Here is a 16,928-nt window from a genome sequence, read left to right as displayed (position 1 = left end):
CCGGGGTGGCTGCGGGCGCTCAAGAATAGAGCAGGAAGGGGCGGCGTGTCTCGTCCCAGGCGGCTTCGTCGGCGCGGGCGGGCGCGTCGAGATCGGCGGGGACGGCGGCGGGGTCGTCCACCCATTCGCGCAGCAGCGGGGAGCCGTTGATGAGGTCGATCGGGAGACGGTCGAACTCGTACTCGTAGGCGAACTCGCGCCAGAGCGGGTAGCCGGGATGGAGCGTGCGGATCGCCTTGAAGGCGAGCGCCTGCAGGCGCCAGGGGCGGAACGCGGCGTGGTCGTAGTGCGCCGGGTCCTCGACGTGGAGTTGCACCCCGCGGCACAGGCGCCCGGCGTGCTTGTGGAAGGTGGGCTCGAACCAGCACTCGCGCAGCACGCAGCCCTGCAGCCAGTGCGGCGCCAGGCGGCGCATTGCGGCGATCAGGGCGTGCGCGTCGAGCTCGGGGGCGCCGAACAGCTCGAGCGGGCGGGTGGTGCCGCGGCCTTCGGACAGGGTCGTGCCTTCGAGCATCACGGTGCCGGCATAGCAGCGCGCCATCGACAGGTTCGGCGCATTCGGGCTGGGGTTGATCCAGCTCCGCACTCCCAGCGGCCAGCCGTAGCCGGGGGCGGCGGCAGGCTGCCAGCCGTCCATCGGGATCACCGCGCAGTCGACGTCGAGCTGCAGCGTGGCGACGAACCAGTGCGCGAGTTCCCCCATCGTCAGGCCGTGGCGCATCGGCAGTGCCCCGGCGCCGACGAAGCTTTCCCAGCCGGCGCGCAGCAGGGTGCCTTCCACCGGCCGCCCGGCCGGGTTCGGGCGGTCGAGCACCCAGACCGTCTTGCCGTGTTCGGCAGCGGCTTCGAGGACGTAGCGCAGCGTGGTGATGAAGGTGTAGATGCGGCAGCCGAGGTCCTGCAGGTCGACCAGCAGCACGTCGAACGTGTCCATCATCGCCGCGCTCGGGCGGCGCACTTCGCCGTACAGGCTAAACACCGGGATGCCGTGCGCCGGGTCGACGAAGTCGGGCGACTCGACCATGTTGTCCTGCTTGTCGCCGCGCAGGCCGTGCTGCGGGCCGAAGGCGGCGGTGAGGTGCAGGCTGGGCAGGGCGGCGAGGGCGTCGACGGCGTGGGTGAGCTCGCGCGTCACCGACGCGGGGTGGGCGAGCAGGGCGATGCGGCGACCGGCGAGCGGGCGGCGCAGCGCCGGGTCTGCGATCAGGCGCTCGAGGCCGAAGCGGATCGACGCGGGCATCGGCTCAGCCCGCATCCCGGTGCGCCGTGGTCAGGCGCAGGGCGAAGGTTTCGCGGGCGTGGAAATCGGGCTGGGCGGCGACGTGGCGCACCGCCCAGTATTCGTGCTGCCCGTCCGCACGCTCGATGACCGCGGCGAGGCCGACCGGCAGTTCGGTGCCGGCGGGCACCGCGGGCAGCAGCGCGGCGGGAACGTGCGCGGTCAGCGCGAGGCCGTCGCCGTGGCGCGCGCAGCGAAGCTGCGGTTCGGCGCCGGGGCGGAAATCGGCGATGCGCTCGCGCCAGGCGCGGAAGGCGTAGGCCGCCCATTGTCCGGAGGGCGAGAAGTTGAACTCGCGGTAGCCGTCTTCGCCGGGGATGCCGAGGAAGGCCTCGAAGCAGGTGTGGCGCCACAGCCCGTCGGCGGGGCCGGGCGGCTGCGCGGCGGGGATCTTCAAGGCGTCGACGCGGCAGTCTTCGAGGCGGAACTCGAACACCGCGCCGCCTTCGGCCGGGGCATACATCGTCGCCAGCACGCGGCCGACCGGACCGCCGCCGGGTGCGGCCGCATCCGGGCTGAAAGGGTGGGGGCGCAGACCGACAGTGATGGTCGGAACGCGGGGAGGGGCGTGGTGGGGAAGGCTCACGGTGATCGGGATGGTAGCGGGGGCGGGAGGGGGCCGGCCGAAGGCCGTGCCAGGCGCAATGGTAGCCGGTTCGACAGTGCCGTGCGCACGCCGCGACGGTCACGGCGGGCGTGGAGGGGCGCCGGTCACGGCGCGGACAGGCCCAGCTCGCGCCGGCGCTCTTCCCATTGCGGCAGCCAGCCGGCCAGCGCCGTGAGCGGCATCGGGCGGGCGATGAAGTAGCCTTGCGCGGCATCGCAGCCGCTTTCGCGCAGGAAGTTCCAGTCGTCGCGGTCTTCGATGCCTTCGGCCACCGTGCGCATTCCCAGCCGCCGCGCCATGTCCAGGCTGGAGGCGAGGATTGCCGCCAGGTTGGGGTCGCGGCCGGCGCCGTGCACGAAGCCGCGGTCGAGCTTGAGCTCGTTGAACGGCAGGTCGCGCAACTGGGCGAGCGAGGAGTGCCCGGTGCCGAAATCGTCGATCGACAGCTCGATGCGCTTGAGACGCAGGCGGGCGAGGACGTCGAGTGCGGTGCGGGCGTCCTTCATCAGCCGGCTCTCGGTGACTTCGAGCACCAGACTGTCCGGGGGGACGCCGGCCTGCGCCAGCGCGTCGACGACGAAGTCGGCGAATTCCGGATAGCCGAGATTGTCCATCGACAGGTTGATCGCGACCGGGCAGTCGAGCCCGGCGTCGTGCCAGATGCGCGCCTGGCGCAGCGCGGCGAGGAGCACGGCGCGCGTCAGCGCGTCGATCAGGCCGTGCTCTTCGGCGACGCCGATGAAGCGGTCGGGGAAGACCAGCCCGTCTTCGGGGTGCTGCCAGCGCACCAGGATCTCCACTCCGGTGAGCGCGCCGGTGGCGAGGCTCACTTTGGGCTGGCAATGGCACAGCAACTCGCCGCCGGCGATCGCCCGCTGCAGTTCCTCCGGGGCGTAGATCTTGCGTTCGCTGCGCGGCTGCGGCGCCGACGCCTCGGTGTGCCGCGCCAGCAGCCTGCGCAGGCGCTCCGGGGCGACGGGCTTGCTCAGGCTGCCGAGGACGCGCAAACCGTGGGCCCGGGCGAGCTGGTTCGCGGTTTGCAGGATGCGCTCGTTCTCGCCGCTGACCAGCACCAACTCTCCGGTAAAGCCGGCCTGGGCCAGGGCGCGCACGAATTCGACGCCGTCCATGCCCGGCATCTGCAGGTCGCTGAAGACGATGTCGAAATGGACGCTGCGGTCGGCCAGTCGCGCCAGGGCCTGGGCTGCGCCCCCGGTGGCGGTGACCCGGTTGAAGCCGAGCGCGGCGAGCTGGCGGGTGAGCAGTTCCAGGGCGAACGCTTCGTCATCGACGAGGAGGATCTGCAGGGCGTGCTCCGGATCTTCGGCGGCGGGGGCGTCGGCCGCCCTCAGCATTGCGGCCAGTTCGGCGTCGACCCGCTCGAACAGGATCCTGAACTGCGCCAGGTGGCGTTCGACCGCCTGCGCGTCGGCGGCTTTGCCGGCGAGCTCCAGTTCGGCGCAGCGGTCGCCGAGCGCCAGCGCACCGACCGAGCGTGACGACGACTTGAGCCGGTGGGCAGTCGCGGCGAGGCGGGCGAAATCCCCCGCCCCGGCGGCCTCGTCCAGTTCGGCGGCGATCGCGCTGGCAGTGCCGGCGTATTTCGCGAGCAGGGCGCGCACGGCGCCCATGTCTTCGCCGACCAGGCGCTCGAGCACCGCGACGTCCAACACCGGCTGCGCTATTTCGGGCGCCGGCTGGGCCACGGGTAGCGCACCGCCTTGCCTGGGCGGCGCCACTTCGGGCCTGGTGCTCCCGCCGTCGCGCTGCGGGAGCCAGTGCTCGAGCGCCGCGCGCAGCTTGGCCAGCGCCACCGGCTTGGTCAGGTAGTCGTCCATGCCCGCGGCGCGGGCGCGGCTGGCTTCGTCGCGCAGGGCGTTGGCGGTGAGGGCGATGATGGGCAGACGCTGGCCGCCGTGCTCCTGGCGGCGGATCTCCTCGGTCAGCCGGTAGCCGTCCATGTTCGGCATGTGCAGATCGGTGAGCAACAGCGCGAACCCGCCCGAATGCCAGTGGGCCAGGGCCTCGGCGCCGTCGTTGGCGACTTCGGCGGCATAGCCGAGGAGGGCGAGCTGCTGCAGGATGACCATCTGGTTCACGCTGTCGTCCTCGGCGACGAGGATCAGGCGCCGGTCGGTGCGGGCCTGGGCGACGGTGGGCGGTGGCAGGGCCGTGGCGGGCCCCAGGTCGGTCGCGCGGGCGCCGGGGCGTTCCGGCGAAGCGCGTCCGGAGGCGACGGCGACGGCGTTGAGGAAGGCCTCCCGGCGCAGCGCGTCGCCGTCGATGACGACGCCGTCGGCGGTGTCCTGCCGCGCTTGCCGGCGGCGGCCGTGGCCGATCTGCACGCGGCGCAACCTGCCGGGTGCCGTCCCGTCGTGCAGGAGGCCGTGCTGCGCTTCGGTGTGAACGAGCACGATCGGCGCGGCGGCGGCGAAGGCGAAGCGCAGCACCTCGGCCGGATCGGCGGTGCGATGTACGGTGGCGCCGGCGTGCGCGAGGTAGCGGGCGAAGGCTTCGGCATCGAGCTCCGGGTGCTCGAGCAGGAAGCAGTTCAGTCCGGCCAGATCGGGTTGCGCCCGGGCCGGCTGTTCGGCGGCCGCTTCGAACGGGAGGCTTACGGTAAAGATACTGCCGAGGCCGGGGCGGCTTTCCACGGTGATGCCGCCGCCCATCAGGCCCACCAGCCGCTTGCAGATCACCAGGCCGAGGCCGGTGCCGCCGAAACGGCGGGTGGTGGTGGTGTCGGCCTGGGTGAAGGGGGTGAACAGGCGGGCCTGCGTCGCCTCGCCCATCCCGATGCCGTTGTCTTCGACCCGGAAGGCGAGGCGCAGCGGCTGCGACTCCTCGATGGTGACCCGCAGCGATACCCGTCCCGGCTGGTCGGGGTTGCCGGAAGAAAACTTGATCGCGTTGCCGAGCAGGTTGTAGAGCACCTGGCGCAGGCGGGTGTCGTCGGCGAGCACGCGCTCGGGGACCTCGGGGGCGACGAACACCCGCAGCGCGCAGCCGCGCCGCCGGGCCACCGGCAGCAGCGAGCCGCACAGGCCTTCGGCCAGTTCGGCGATGCAGACGGAGGCGTGCTCGAGTTCGACCCGGCCGGCCTCGATCTTGGAAAAGTCGAGAATGTCGTCGATCAGGGCGAGCAGGGTGGTGCCGGAGTCGCGCATGATCTGCACCTGCTCGCGCTGGTGCTCGTTCAGCTCGCTGTGTTCGAGGATTTCCAGCATCCCGAGCACGCCGTTCATCGGCGTGCGGATCTCGTGGCTCATGGTGGCGAGGAAGGCCGACTTGGCCTGGTTCGCCTGTTCGGCTTCGCGGCGTGCCTGGACCGCTTCCGCGGTGCCGGCGGCGACGCGCCGCTCGAGGTCCCGGTTGGTTTCCTCCAGCGCCTGCTCGGCGGCCTTGCGCGCGCTGATGTCGGTGATGAACCCGTCCAGGTACTGCAGCCGGCCGTGCTCGTCCCATGAGCCATGGCCTTTTTCCATCACCCAGCGCCAGCCGCCGTCGGCATGGCGCAGGCGGTATTCGAGCTGGTACGGGGTGCGCGCCTCGACCCCCTGCTGCGTTTCCCGCCAGACTCGCCCGGCATCCTCGGGGTGGATCAGGGTGGCGATGGAGGGGTGCCCGGCGAGCAGTTCCGCCGGATCCCGGCCGAGCAGCTCGCGGGCGCCGTTGCTGATGAACTCCATCGGCCAGTCGGGGGTGTTGCGGCAGCGGTAGACCATGCCGTTGAGGTTCTGCAGGACCGTGCGCAGGTGCCCTTCGCTGGCGGCGAGGGCGGCGCTGCGTGCCTGCACCTGGGCTTCGAGGTTCTGGTTCAGTGACTGCAGCGCCTTCTCCGCCGCCTTGCGTTCGCGGATGTCGACGCCGGACGGAATGAGCTTGGCGACCCGCCCGTCGGCATCGAGCACCGGCGTCAGCATGAAGTCGATCGGAATGATCGTGCCGTCGGCGGCACACAGGTCGGCGTCGTGGTGGACGGCCTCGCCGCGCGCCGCGCGCTCGATGTCGGCGCGGATCCGGGCCTGGGCTTCGGGGGAGTGAGCGAAGCAAAAGAGGGTGTCGAGGCGCTGGCCGATCACGGCCTCACGCTGCAATCCGCCGGCGGCGAGGACGGCGCGGTTGACTTCGGTGATGGTGCCGTCCGGCGTCGTTTCCCCGACGAAGGCGGCCATGTTGTCCACCAGGCTGCGCAGGCGCGATTCGCTGTCGCCGAGCGCCCGGGTGCGTGCCGCGACCTCGACTTCGGTGAGCGCCTGGCGTCCGGCGGTGATCAGGCTGAAGGCGACGACGTACAGCCCGAGCAGCAGGGCGGCGACGGGAAGGAGTGGATAAGGGATGCCCTGGGCATGGAGTGCGGCAAGCTCGATGCGCAGCGTGAATTGCGCGCTGTCGATGTCCGTGCTCCACTCCGGGACATGGCCGGGGGGAAAGCTGTCCGCCAGCCGCAGCGGCTCTTCGTCGCCCGCTCGCACCAGCGCGGCACGCAGCGCCAGGCCGCTCTTGCGCGCGGCGTCGAGCTGGGTGGTGAACAGGGCGCCGGTGTCGACGATGCCGACGACGTAGCCGGTGAGGGCGGCACGGCGCGCTTCGGGGGTGGCGTTGCGCGGATCGAAGCCGGCGGCGAAGTGGGGCACGTCGATCAGCAGTTCGACATCCCCGGTGAGGCAGGTCATCGCCACCGCAACGCCGAAGCCGCGCTCGCTGTCGAGTGCTTCGGCCATCGCCCCGCGCCGTGCCGGCTCGAAACCGTGGTCGAGTCCGGCGAACTTGCGGAAGCGGATATCGGGCTGGATGTAGATCAGGGGGAAGTGCTCGGCGCGGGGGGCGACCGGCGCCGGGCGGCATTCGTAGTCGGGCTCGAACACCCGGTAGCCGGGCAGGCCCAGCTGTTGCAGGGCCGTGGCCTCGAAGGCGGCGAGCCGTTCCTGCGGCACGCGCGGCGCCCAGGCGATGCCCTTGAGGTCGATGGCGTTGCCGCGCGGGGCGGTGAATGCGGCGAAATCGGCCGCGTCCACGTCCGGGCTGGCGGCGAGGAAGCGTTCCACCCCGCGCACCCGCTCGTGGGCGGCGCTGAGGGCGTACTGGGCGTCGCGGGAAACGTACTCGGCAACGTCGGCGAGGTAGGCCTGGCGCTGGGCGTCGGCCATCTGCTGAACGACGGCGGCGGCGGTGGCCAGGACCGCGGCGGTGGCCAGCAGCGGCAACGCGACGTGGGCGCGCACGCCGTGCCAGACCGCGCTCATGCGGGGCCAGGCGAGCAGCAGCAAGGGGGTAAACAGCATGACGCCCAGGGCCTCGCCGGACCACAGCAGCAGCCACAGGTCGAACGCGGGCAGCGGCCCGGGCGAGACCCCGAATCCGGCCCTGGCGAGGGTGAGCAGGCCGGCCGAGAACAGGCAGCTCAGCGGTCCGGCCAGCATCAGGAAGCGCAGCGCCGCGGAGGGCCGGGCCAACGGCAGGCCGGGGAGGAAGAGCGTTCGCGTCAGCGTGGCGCCGAGCACGGCCTGCAGCGTGGCCGCGGTGGCGGTGAGCGCGGCGGCGGATGTCTGTTCGACCGGCCCCGCACCGAACCCCGCGGCCGCCGCCATCGCCCCCAGCCACACGCCCGGCCAGCAGCGCAGACCGAAGACGAGCAGGCCCGCCAGCGCCACCCCGGCGGCCGGCGCCAGCGGTGGTGGAAAGGCGGACGACGTTGCGATCAGCCGCCCGCCATGGGCGGCGAGCGCGTAGGCGACGGACAGGGCCAGGATGAGGAGGACGGTGCGTCCATGGCCGGAGCCGCCGGGCGCGGCGTCGATGTGTCCGGCGCGCTCACCGGGGCGCTGGTTCATGGGTTCTTCCCTGTTCGTTTCCCTGGGCCGTGCCGGTATCGTTGCTGTCGCCGGATGGATGCACAAAGTTGTAACAACAGGACGCGATGATAGAGAGTTCGGCGGGGCGGCGCACGCATTGCGCGTATTCCGGTCGGCGGCGGCCATGTCACTGTGGACTGGCCGCAACGGGGCAGCCTCTGCGCGGCCATCAAAGGGTGACATACAATCGGCAGCCGTCCCCTCGAAACCGGATCGCCGTTCTCCATGGTCGATGAACCCTATGAATCGGACGGCGCGCGCCTGCGACGCCTGCTGAGCGCAAGCCCGACGATCCTGTACAGCCTTCGCGAACGCGACGGGCGCCTGTCCGCTACCTGGGTCAGCGACAACGTCGCCCGTCTCACCGGCTACAGCAGCGCACAGGCGCTGGCGCCGGGGTGGTGGTGGGACAACCTCGATCCGGACATGAAGGACGAGGTCGCGGCGCGCCAGGCCGAGCTGTTCGCGGCGGGGCGGCTGGTGCACGAGTACCGCTTCCGCTGCCGCGACGGGCGCATGATCTGGATTCACGACGAACTCAACCTGGTGCGCGACGAGCGCACCGGGGTGCTCGAGGCGCTCGGCTCGTGGACCGACGTCACCGTCCGCAGGCAGGCCGAAATGCTCCAGCGCGCCCGCACCGACGTCCTCAACTGCGTGCTTGCGGGAAATGCGCTGGGCGATGTCCTCGGGCTGGCGGCGCGGCATGTCGAGGCGCTGCTGCCGGAGGTCAGGGTGGCGGTGCTGCTGGTCGATCCCGCGTCGCGGCGCTTTTCGGTGGCGGCGGCGCCGAGCCTGCCCGGCGAGTACCGCGCGCTCATCGAGAGCGTGGAGGTCGGCGAAGGCGGCGGGTGTTCCGGGGCGGCGGCCGGACGGGGCGAGATGGTGGCCGTCGACGATGCGCTGGCGCAGCCCGAATGGAGCGCGGCGCTGCGCGAATATGCCGGCAGGGCCGGCATCCGCAGCTGCTGCTCGATTCCGTTCGCCGATAGCGGCGGGCAGGTCCTCGGCACCTTCACGCTGTATTACGGCGTGCAGCGCACGCTGGGGCGCAGCGAGTTCGAGTTCATGGAGGTGTTCACCCGCCTGTCGGCGCTGGCGGTGCAGAAGCTGCGCGCGGAAAAGCAGCTCGAGCGCCTTGCCCATTACGATCCGCTCACCGCCCTGCCCAATCGCCTGCTCGCCCATGCCCGCCTGGCCCGCGCTCTCGAGCGGGCAGGGGGCGGTGGTTCCGGGGCGGTCGCGGTGTTGCTGCTCGATCTCGACCGCTTCAAGAACATCAATGAATCCCTCGGTCATCCCGCCGGCGACGAACTGCTGTGCGCGATCGCCCGTCGTTTCGAGCAGGGGCTGGGAGGCAGCGACCGCGTCGCACGCCTCGGCGGCGACGAGTTCCTGGTGCTGGCCGAGAACCTCCAGACCCCCGATGATGCCGTCGGCGTGGCGCAGAAGATCCGTGCCCTGGTCCAGCAGCCGTTCGCTCTGCCCGGCGGGCAGGAGCTGATGGTGAGCGCGAGCATCGGCATCAGCCTGTTTCCCCGCGACGGGGACAACGGCACGCTGCTCATCCAGCGTGCCGATGCCGCGCTCAACCAGGCCAAGAAGCAGGGGCGGAACGCGTATTGCTTCTATGCCGCCGAGTGGGGGGCTTCCGCCGGCGAGCGGCTGCAGCTCGAAATGCGCCTGCGCCGTGCGCTCGAGCGCGCCGAGCTGCGCCTGTTCTACCAGCCGCAGATGACCCTGGGCAGCGGCGGTTTCGTCGGCGCCGAAGCCTTGTTGCGCTGGCTGCCGGAAGGCCAGGAGATGGTTCCGCCGGCCGATTTCATTCCGCTGGCGGAGGAGACCGGCCTGATCGTGCCGATCGGGGCCTGGGTGCTGCGCGAAGCCTGCCGCCAGACCCGCGCCTGGCTCGATGCCGGCCTGCCCTTCGGGCGGATCGCGGTGAATCTGTCGGTGCGCCAGTTCCAGCACCAGGACCTTGTCGCCCTAGTGGAAACGGTGCTATGCGAAACCGGCCTGCCCGCCGCTTGCCTGGAACTGGAAATCACCGAATCGGCGCTGATCGGCGAAGTCGAACTGGCGGTGGCCAAGCTGGCGGCGCTGCGTGCGCTCGGCGTCAGCCTCGCGCTCGACGATTTCGGTACCGGCTATTCCTCGCTCGCCTACCTGAAGCGCCTGCCGCTGGACAAGCTGAAGGTGGACCAGAGCTTCGTGCGCGGGCTCGGTGCCCGCGACGATGACCGGGCGATCGTGTCCGCCACCATCGCGATGGCGCGCAGCCTGGGTTTCACTACCCTGGCCGAGGGGGTGGAAACCGAAGAACAGCTGGCGATCCTGCGCGCGCTCGGCTGCCATGCCGGCCAGGGTTACCTGTTCAGCCGGCCGCTGCCGGCCGCGGCCTTTGCGCGCCTGCCCTGGTTCACGGCATAGGCCTGGCGCCGCCGCCCGTGTTCAGCGCGGGGCCGGGATCACGTGCTGGTACATGTCCACCTGCGGGTAGGGGATGGTGATGCCGTTCTCGTCGAAGGCGATCTTCACCTTTTCCTTCAGGTCGCACATCGTCGCGAAGTAGTCGGCGGTGGCCACCCAGGGACGGACGTGGAGGTTGACGCTGCTGTCGGCGAGCTCGGCGACGCCGATGAAGGGGGGCGGATCGGCGAGCAGGCGGGGTTCGTCCCGCAGCACCTGTTCGATGATCGCCTTCACCCTGCGGATGTCGTCGTCGTAGCTGATGCCGAAGGTCAGATCGATGCGGCGGGTGGCGCGGGCGGAAAAATTGGTGATCACGCCGGAGTAGATCGCACCGTTGGGAACGATGATCTCGCGGTTGTCCACGGTGCGGAAGGTGGAGCTGAAGATGTTGATCTTTTCGACCACCCCCGCGGTGCCGGCGGCCTCGACGAAGTCGCCGGCCTTGAACGGCCGGAACACGATCAGCATCACTCCGGCGGCGAAGTTCTTCAGCGAATCCTGCAAGGCGAGGCCGATCGCGAGGCCGGCGGCACCGATCAGCGCCACCAGCGAGGTGGTGTCTACGCCGAGGCGGTCGAGTGCGGCGATGATCACCACCAGGAGCAGCACCCCTTGCAGGATCGAGACGATGAAATTCACCAGGATGTCGTCGAGCCGGGCGCGGACGAGCAGCTTGCGCACAAGGGCGACGATGCCGCGCGACACCCAGCGCCCGAGCACGAAGATGCCGAGGGCGAACAGCAGGTTGATGCCCCAGGGCAGGGCGTAGGCGTCGATCCAGTCGAGTTTGGTGAGGGTATCGAGCATGGGCTTTTCTTGCAGTCGATGATCGGTCGGCTGGCCGGATCGCTCAGGCGGCGAGCACTTCGTCCGGGGCGGGCTGCGGCGGCACGGAGGCGGCCGTCGATGCCGGCGGTGCCGGTTGCGCATTCACCGCATCGAGGAAGTCCTGCCCCCAGCGCTGGATGTCATTGTGGCAGACGATCTCGAACAACTCGCGCAGGCGCGCTTCGGCTTCGGCACGGTTCATCGCGATCGCGAAGTAGAGCTTGGCGGTGAGGTCGTGGAGATCGTGCGGGTTGGTCAGCACCGCGCCGTGCAGTTCCGCCGCCGCACCGGCGAATTCGGACAGCACGAGCACGCCCTGGCCGCCGGTCAGGCCCTGGGTGGCGGCGTATTCCTTGGCGACGAGGTTGAGGCCGTCGCGCAGCGGGGTGATCCACATCACGTCGGCCATCGCGTACCAGGCCACGACCTCCTCGAACGGCAGGGCGCGGAAGAAGAACTGCACCGGAGTCCAGCCGACGCGGGCGAAGCGGCCATTGACCTTGCCCACGGCCTGCTCGATGCGGGTCTGGAGCTCGTCGTAGACGGTCATCTCCTTCGCTGCGGGCACGCAGACCGCGAGCAGCGACACCTTGCCGCACAGCTCGGGGTGGGCTTCGAGCAGGCGCTCGAAGGCGACGAGCTTTTCCAGCGTGCTCTTGGTGTAGTCCAGGCGCTCGACCGACAGGATCACGCGGGTGCCGGCGAGCTCGCGGCGCAGCGTGGCCATCCGCGCGGTGGTCTGCGGTGCTGCCAGCACCGCGCGCACGCGCTCGACGTCGAGCCCCACCGGGTGGGCGCCGAGGCCGATGCGGCGGCCGTTGGCTTCGATCGCGGTGCTCACTTCGTCGAGTCCGACGGCGCAGCCGTAAGTCAGGTAGCGCGGCGCGCAGGCCCGGGTTTCGAGCACTTTGAGCGGTACCGTGCCGCGCGCGACATCGACGAAGTTCTCGGCCTGGCGTGGGATGTGAAAGCCGATGTAGTCGCACTGCAGCAGGCTGCCGACGATGTCGCGGCGCCAGGGCAGGACGTTGAACACATCGGCCGAAGGGAAGTAGGTATGGTGGAAGAAGGCGATCTTCAGGTCCGGGCGCAGCTCGCGCAGGGTCGCCGGCACCATCCACAGGTTGTAATCGTGGATCCACACCACCGCGCCTTCGGCGGCTTCGGCTGCGGTGCGTTCGGCGAACAGGCGGTTGACCTTGAGAAACACCGTCCAGTCCTCCTCGCGGAACACCGCGCGCTCCCAGAAGGTGTGCAGCGTCGGCCAGAAGGCTTCCTTGGAGAAGCGCTTGTAGAAGGTGTCGACGTCGTCCTGGCTGAGCGCGACGCGGGCGGCGACGAGATCGGGGTAGTGCTCGCGGTCGACTTCGGTGTGGGTTTCGAAGGGCAGGGCCTTTTTCGGATCGTGCACCGCCCACGCCACCCACGAACCCTTGCGGTTGTTGCCGAAAAAGGACAGCAGGGTGGGGATGATGCCGTTCGGCGAGCTCGGGCGGCGGCGGGCGAGGCGCCCGTTGTCGAACACTTCCTCGTACGGCAGGCGGTGATAGACCATTACCAGCTCGGCCTTGCCGGGTGCGTCCATGGCCTGGACTTCGGCCTCGATGCCGCTGCCGCCGAGAAAGCCGAAGTGGGCCATCGCCTCGAGGATGCCGCCGCAGCCGGTGTGGATCGCGTGCAGCACCCGTGCGCGGTCGCGGGTGGCATCGAGCAGGGCGGGCTCGGACTCGCCGACGCAGACGCCGATGAAGCCCGCCTCGTACATCGACAGGTCGTTCAGGGTGTCGCCGGCGACCAGCACCGAGTCGTGCTCGAGGCCGAGGTGGCGGACCAGCGCGGACAGCGTGCTGCCCTTGTTGACGCCGCGCGGCAGGATATCGAGATAGCGCTGCGCCGAATGGAGCACATCGCAGCCGAGTCCGGCGGCGACCTCCTCGATCCTGGCGTCGACCGCTTCGGCGGTGCAGAAGTAGGAGCAGCGCCGCTGCTGCGGGACTTCCTGGCGTTCGAGGGCGGCGAACGCGGCCATCGCCTGGGCGACCGTGTGCTCGCCCGGCCAGCGCGCGTCGACGTCCGACTGCAGCGGCTGCACGGGCTGGCGGCTGCGGCCGTCGACGATGGTCGCGCCGACGTCGCAGATGATGTAGTCGGGCACCGGGATAGTCGGATCGGAGAGGATCGGCAGCACCACCTCGAGGCCGCGGCCGGTGACGAAAGCGAGCTTGATTTCCGGGTGGGCGCCGATCAGCTGGTAGAGGCGCTGGCGGTTTTCCGGGTGGCCGGCGAGGAAGGTGCCGTCGAGATCGGTGGCGAGCAGCATGTGCGGTTCTCCTTGCAGGTGAACGCCGACATCGGTGCCGACTGGTTCGATTCGGAATGCCCGGCAGGGGAAGGGGCGGCGGTGGGAGTGCTGGCGGCCGCGCCGGGAGGCTTGCGTGCGGCGGCGCTTGGAGCCGGAGGGGGCGATGTTGCAGCGATGGCCGCCGCTGTGCCGGGGAACATATTTGGACAAATATTGTAAGCTGGTTTTGCTGCGACGCACAACCCGCGGCCGCTTGCCGCAGGCGCGCTCGGGCAAGGTCGGCTTGTTGCCGGCAGCCGCTCCCGCGACAATCGGCCTTTTATCGACCGGCTACGGGAAGGATCGGCAATGATCAGGGTCGCAACAAGGATGGCGCTGTTTCTCGGGCTGGCCCTCGGTGGCCCGTTCGCCTTCGCCCAGCAGCAGGGCAGTGGCGGGGGCGAGGCCTTGCGCCTCGAATGCGGGGGGATCGGCCTCGAAGAGTCGCAGCGCATGCGCGCCGATGCGCCGATGCATGCGCTGACGCTGCTGTTTGCCACCACCGACGGTGCCTATCTGGCCGATGTGGCGACGCGCATCGACGATCCGCTCGCCGGGCGCCGCGTCGAAGCCTTGTGCGGGCCGATCGGCCAGGTCGATGTCGCGGAGGCGGGGCGCTATCGCATCAGCGCGCGTTTCGGCGGCGTCACCCAGGAACACTGGGTCGATCTGGTGCCGGGGGGCGGTGCGCGCCTGGCGCTGCGGTGGACGGAATAGGCGGCCCGGAGCCGGGCTGCGGGCTCTGCTAAACTCGCGCCTTTGTCCGGCCGGAGCAATCCATGACTGTCCAGCGCGTTCTTACCGGGATCAAACCCTCGGGCACGCCCCATCTCGGCAACTACGCCGGCGCGATCCGCCCGGCGGTTGCCGCCAGCCGCCACTCCGGGGTGGAGAGCTTCTATTTCCTCGCCGACTATCATGCGCTGATTTCCACCGCCGATCCGCTGCGGGTCCAGCGCTCGACGCTGGAGATCGCCGCCACCTGGCTCGCCGCCGGACTCGATACCGAGCGCGTGTGGTTCTACCGCCAGTCCGACATCCCCGAGATTCCCGAGCTGACCTGGCTGCTCACCTGCGTCGCCGGCAAGGGCCTGCTCAACCGCGCCCACGCCTACAAGGCGGCGGTGGACAAGAACGCTGCCGACGGCCTCGATGCGGACGCCGGGGTCAGCATGGGGCTGTTCATGTACCCGGTGCTGATGGCCGCCGATATCCTGATGTTCAAGGCCAACTCGGTGCCGGTCGGGCGCGATCAGATCCAGCACCTCGAGATGGCGCGCGACATCGCCGGCAGCTTCAACCACCTCTACGGCGAGCACTTCGTCCTGCCGGAGGCGGCGATCGACGCCTCGGTGGCGACCCTGCCCGGGCTGGACGGGCGCAAGATGAGCAAGAGCTATGACAACACCATCCCGCTGTTCGCGCCGCCGGCCGAGCTGAAGAAGCTGATCTTCTCCATCGTCACCGACTCGAAGGCACCGGGCGAGCCCAAGGACGCCGACGGCTCGGCCCTGTTCCAGCTCTACCAGGCCTTCTCCAGCGCCGAAGAAGCGCGTGCGATGCGCACCGCCTTCGACGACGGCATCGCCTGGGGCGAGGCCAAGCAGGCGCTGTTCGAGCACATCGAGGGCGCGGTGGCGCCGATGCGCGACAAATACCAGGCGCTGATCGCCGAACCGGCGCAGATCGAGCGCCAGCTGCGCGAAGGCGCGGAGAAGGCGCGCGCGCTCGCCGCTCCCTTCCTCGCCGAGCTGCGCCACGCCGTCGGCCTGCGCAACCTCGCCACCGCGCCCGCCGCGTCGGCGACGAAGCCCAAACCCGCCGCGCTGCCGCAGTTCAAGCAGTACCGCGAAGCCGACGGCCGCTTCCACTTCAAGCTCGTCGATGGCGACGGCCGCCTGCTGCTGCAGGGCGCCGGCTTCGCCTCGCCGCGCGAGGCCGGGCAGTGCGTGGCGGCGCTCAAGCAGGGCGGCCGCTTCGAGGTGCGCGAGGGGACGCTGCGCGTCGACGGTACGGCCGTGGCAGCGCTGGCCGAGGGCGTCGCCGAAGCCGAACTGCGCGCCGCGCTGGCCGCTTTCGACGCGTAGGCGAAGCCTCCGGGGGTCGTCGACCGCGAGCCGGTGCGGTTGTACCGGCACATCGGACGTGACGTACTGGCCCGGCGCCAAGGCACCTATGCCAGCGCCGCCAGGGCCTCACCCGTGGTCCTGGACCCGATGCGGGTGCGCCCCCCCTTTGCCCGAGCTTTCCACATTGGCCTCGGCTTCGGGTAATGCGTATGCAAGCAGAAGGACCCCGTCGGATATGTGAAGAAGAACGCCAGCAAGCGCCTGGCAGCGCTTCAAGCAGGCCCCTGGCTGCGGTCCATTCTTCAAGTTGACGGAAGTGGCCGGTCCGATTGGCTGTGAGGCAGCGCTGCGCAAGCGGGCGCTCGACCTCCTGTGGCAGAAGGTCGCTGAGGAGGAGGCCCCCGATAGCCGCGTTCGCCGCAGTCCATGGGACAAACCCCGCCGGGGCGACATTGTCTCCATCGTCAAGAAAATCCGCGCACTGCGGGTGGCGCACAAGCAGTTGGGGATGTTCGGCGACGAACTTGCGGAAATCCGGCTGGAGTGGAAGCGCAAGCGGAACTTCATGAAGCTGCTGGATGCGCTGTGACTTCCGCGCATCCGGTGCTCGTTGAGGCCGGTGTCGGCGACCGCCGTATTGGAGCCACTCCGTGATCGGCATATAGGCGCCACTTTATGTTCGGCGTAATGGCGTCGGCGCAGGTGGAAAAGTAGGCAACGGGCATTGCGCGCTTCCGGTTGCTATGCCTACCCAAGCGCCAAAAGTAGCTACAATGGACACATTCAGATAACCCCGAAGGTGATGGCCATGAAAGTCATGTCGGCGCGAGACGCCAAGAACCGGTTCGGCGAGTTCCTCGATTCCGCCCGGAGGGAACCCGTCGTCGTCACCAAGAACAACCGTCCCGTCGGGATCATGATTTCCATCGAGGATGCCGCCGATACGCTGCTTCCCGAGCTCCTGCTCGACAAGGACCCGGGGTACGACGGCTGGCTCTTCGACAAGGTCTCGGCGACCCTCGCGCGCGTCGACTCGGGCGAAACCCGCCTCCGCGGACACGGCGAGGCGATGGCCCTTCTGAAGGAACGCCTGCGGGTGCGCTCGGCCGGTAAGACGTCGTAAGAATGGAAATCTTCTGGACGGACGAGGCGCTCGACGACCTCGGGGAAATACTCGCGTACTACCACCTCGAAGCGGGTCCGGCGACCGCTGGCGCGGTCCAGAAAAGGATCGTCGCGGAAATCGAAGCCCTCCGGACGTTCCCGGAGCGGATCCGCGTGAGTGACCGCATCCCCGGAACTCGCGAGCTCGTTGTTCGGAGGCTGCCGTACGTCGTCTTCGTGAAGGTCGCCCCGGACGGCATCGTCGTGCTCAACGTCGTGCACACTGCACGGAAGTTTCCGAAGTAGCGGGCCGTCCGAGATTGCCCGCGTGTCCCCGGGCTCCAAATGGCCCGACCGAGCCGATTGCCGCACG

The 16,928-nt window shown here is 69.9% G+C and carries 11 protein-coding genes; 6 read left to right on the top strand and 5 right to left on the bottom strand.

The window, feature by feature from the left end:
- Nucleotides 1-19: 19 nt before the first annotated feature.
- The 3 genes from Tharo_RS15435 to Tharo_RS15425 form a co-directional block, all read right to left on the bottom strand.
- Nucleotides 20-1,240, bottom strand: coding sequence for an exo-beta-N-acetylmuramidase NamZ family protein (locus Tharo_RS15435; protein ID WP_107222471.1), 1,221 nt, complete (start codon nucleotides 1,238-1,240; stop codon nucleotides 20-22).
- A gap of 4 nt (nucleotides 1,241-1,244) precedes the next feature.
- The gene (locus Tharo_RS15430) at nucleotides 1,245-1,865 is read right to left on the bottom strand and encodes a DOMON-like domain-containing protein (protein ID WP_107221968.1); all 621 of its coding nucleotides are present in this window, start codon (nucleotides 1,863-1,865) and stop codon (nucleotides 1,245-1,247) included.
- A 125-nt stretch (nucleotides 1,866-1,990) separates the two neighbouring features.
- Nucleotides 1,991-7,720, bottom strand: coding sequence for an EAL domain-containing protein (locus Tharo_RS15425; protein WP_159051720.1), 5,730 nt, complete (start codon nucleotides 7,718-7,720; stop codon nucleotides 1,991-1,993).
- A 246-nt stretch (nucleotides 7,721-7,966) separates the two neighbouring features.
- Here Tharo_RS15425 and Tharo_RS15420 point away from each other — a divergent pair, with 246 nt between their 5' ends.
- A complete protein-coding gene (locus Tharo_RS15420) occupies nucleotides 7,967-10,171 on the top strand; it encodes a putative bifunctional diguanylate cyclase/phosphodiesterase (protein WP_107221966.1) in 2,205 nt (734 codons plus the stop codon).
- 21 nt (nucleotides 10,172-10,192) lie between these two features.
- Here the strand turns inward: Tharo_RS15420 and Tharo_RS15415 are convergent, their stop codons facing one another.
- The gene (locus Tharo_RS15415; protein WP_107221965.1) at nucleotides 10,193-11,020 is read right to left on the bottom strand and encodes a mechanosensitive ion channel family protein; all 828 of its coding nucleotides are present in this window, start codon (nucleotides 11,018-11,020) and stop codon (nucleotides 10,193-10,195) included.
- Between the two features lie 43 nt (nucleotides 11,021-11,063).
- Entirely contained in the window at nucleotides 11,064-13,361 is a 2,298-nt protein-coding gene (ggpS, locus tag Tharo_RS15410; protein WP_107221964.1) for a glucosylglycerol-phosphate synthase, read from the bottom strand.
- 330 nt (nucleotides 13,362-13,691) lie between these two features.
- Between ggpS and Tharo_RS15405 the strand changes: the two genes are divergently transcribed.
- The 5 genes from Tharo_RS15405 (at nucleotide 13,692) to Tharo_RS15385 (ending at nucleotide 16,861) form a co-directional block, all read left to right on the top strand.
- Nucleotides 13,692-14,099 (top strand): hypothetical protein, encoded by a 408-nt coding sequence (locus Tharo_RS15405; RefSeq protein WP_245880930.1) that lies wholly within the window; start codon nucleotides 13,692-13,694, stop codon nucleotides 14,097-14,099.
- 62 nt (nucleotides 14,100-14,161) lie between these two features.
- Nucleotides 14,162-15,469, top strand: a complete 1,308-nt coding sequence (locus Tharo_RS15400) for a tryptophan--tRNA ligase (protein WP_107221962.1) — start codon at nucleotides 14,162-14,164, stop codon at nucleotides 15,467-15,469.
- A 289-nt stretch (nucleotides 15,470-15,758) separates the two neighbouring features.
- Entirely contained in the window at nucleotides 15,759-16,040 is a 282-nt protein-coding gene (locus Tharo_RS15395; RefSeq protein WP_159051719.1) for a hypothetical protein, read from the top strand.
- A gap of 219 nt (nucleotides 16,041-16,259) precedes the next feature.
- Entirely contained in the window at nucleotides 16,260-16,574 is a 315-nt protein-coding gene (locus Tharo_RS15390; RefSeq protein ID WP_107222470.1) for a type II toxin-antitoxin system Phd/YefM family antitoxin, read from the top strand.
- A 2-nt stretch (nucleotides 16,575-16,576) separates the two neighbouring features.
- Entirely contained in the window at nucleotides 16,577-16,861 is a 285-nt protein-coding gene (locus Tharo_RS15385) for a type II toxin-antitoxin system RelE/ParE family toxin (protein ID WP_107221960.1), read from the top strand.
- The last annotated feature ends 67 nt before the right edge of the window (nucleotides 16,862-16,928 follow it).

The organism is Thauera aromatica K172, assembly GCF_003030465.1.
Taxonomy (GTDB): domain Bacteria; phylum Pseudomonadota; class Gammaproteobacteria; order Burkholderiales; family Rhodocyclaceae; genus Thauera; species Thauera aromatica.
This window is presented reverse-complemented; position numbering and strand designations above follow the sequence as displayed.

Coding starts and splice junctions, on each gene's coding strand:
- Tharo_RS15385 (WP_107221960.1), top strand. CDS start 16,577: ATGGAAATCTTCTGGACGGACGAGGCGCTCGACGACCTCGGGGAAATA.
- Tharo_RS15420 (WP_107221966.1), top strand. CDS start 7,967: ATGGTCGATGAACCCTATGAATCGGACGGCGCGCGCCTGCGACGCCTG.
- ggpS (WP_107221964.1), bottom strand. CDS start 13,361: ATGCTGCTCGCCACCGATCTCGACGGCACCTTCCTCGCCGGCCACCCG.
- Tharo_RS15390 (WP_107222470.1), top strand. CDS start 16,260: ATGAAAGTCATGTCGGCGCGAGACGCCAAGAACCGGTTCGGCGAGTTC.
- Tharo_RS15405 (WP_245880930.1), top strand. CDS start 13,692: ATGATCAGGGTCGCAACAAGGATGGCGCTGTTTCTCGGGCTGGCCCTC.
- Tharo_RS15435 (WP_107222471.1), bottom strand. CDS start 1,240: ATGCCCGCGTCGATCCGCTTCGGCCTCGAGCGCCTGATCGCAGACCCG.
- Tharo_RS15400 (WP_107221962.1), top strand. CDS start 14,162: ATGACTGTCCAGCGCGTTCTTACCGGGATCAAACCCTCGGGCACGCCC.
- Tharo_RS15425 (WP_159051720.1), bottom strand. CDS start 7,720: ATGAACCAGCGCCCCGGTGAGCGCGCCGGACACATCGACGCCGCGCCC.
- Tharo_RS15415 (WP_107221965.1), bottom strand. CDS start 11,020: ATGCTCGATACCCTCACCAAACTCGACTGGATCGACGCCTACGCCCTG.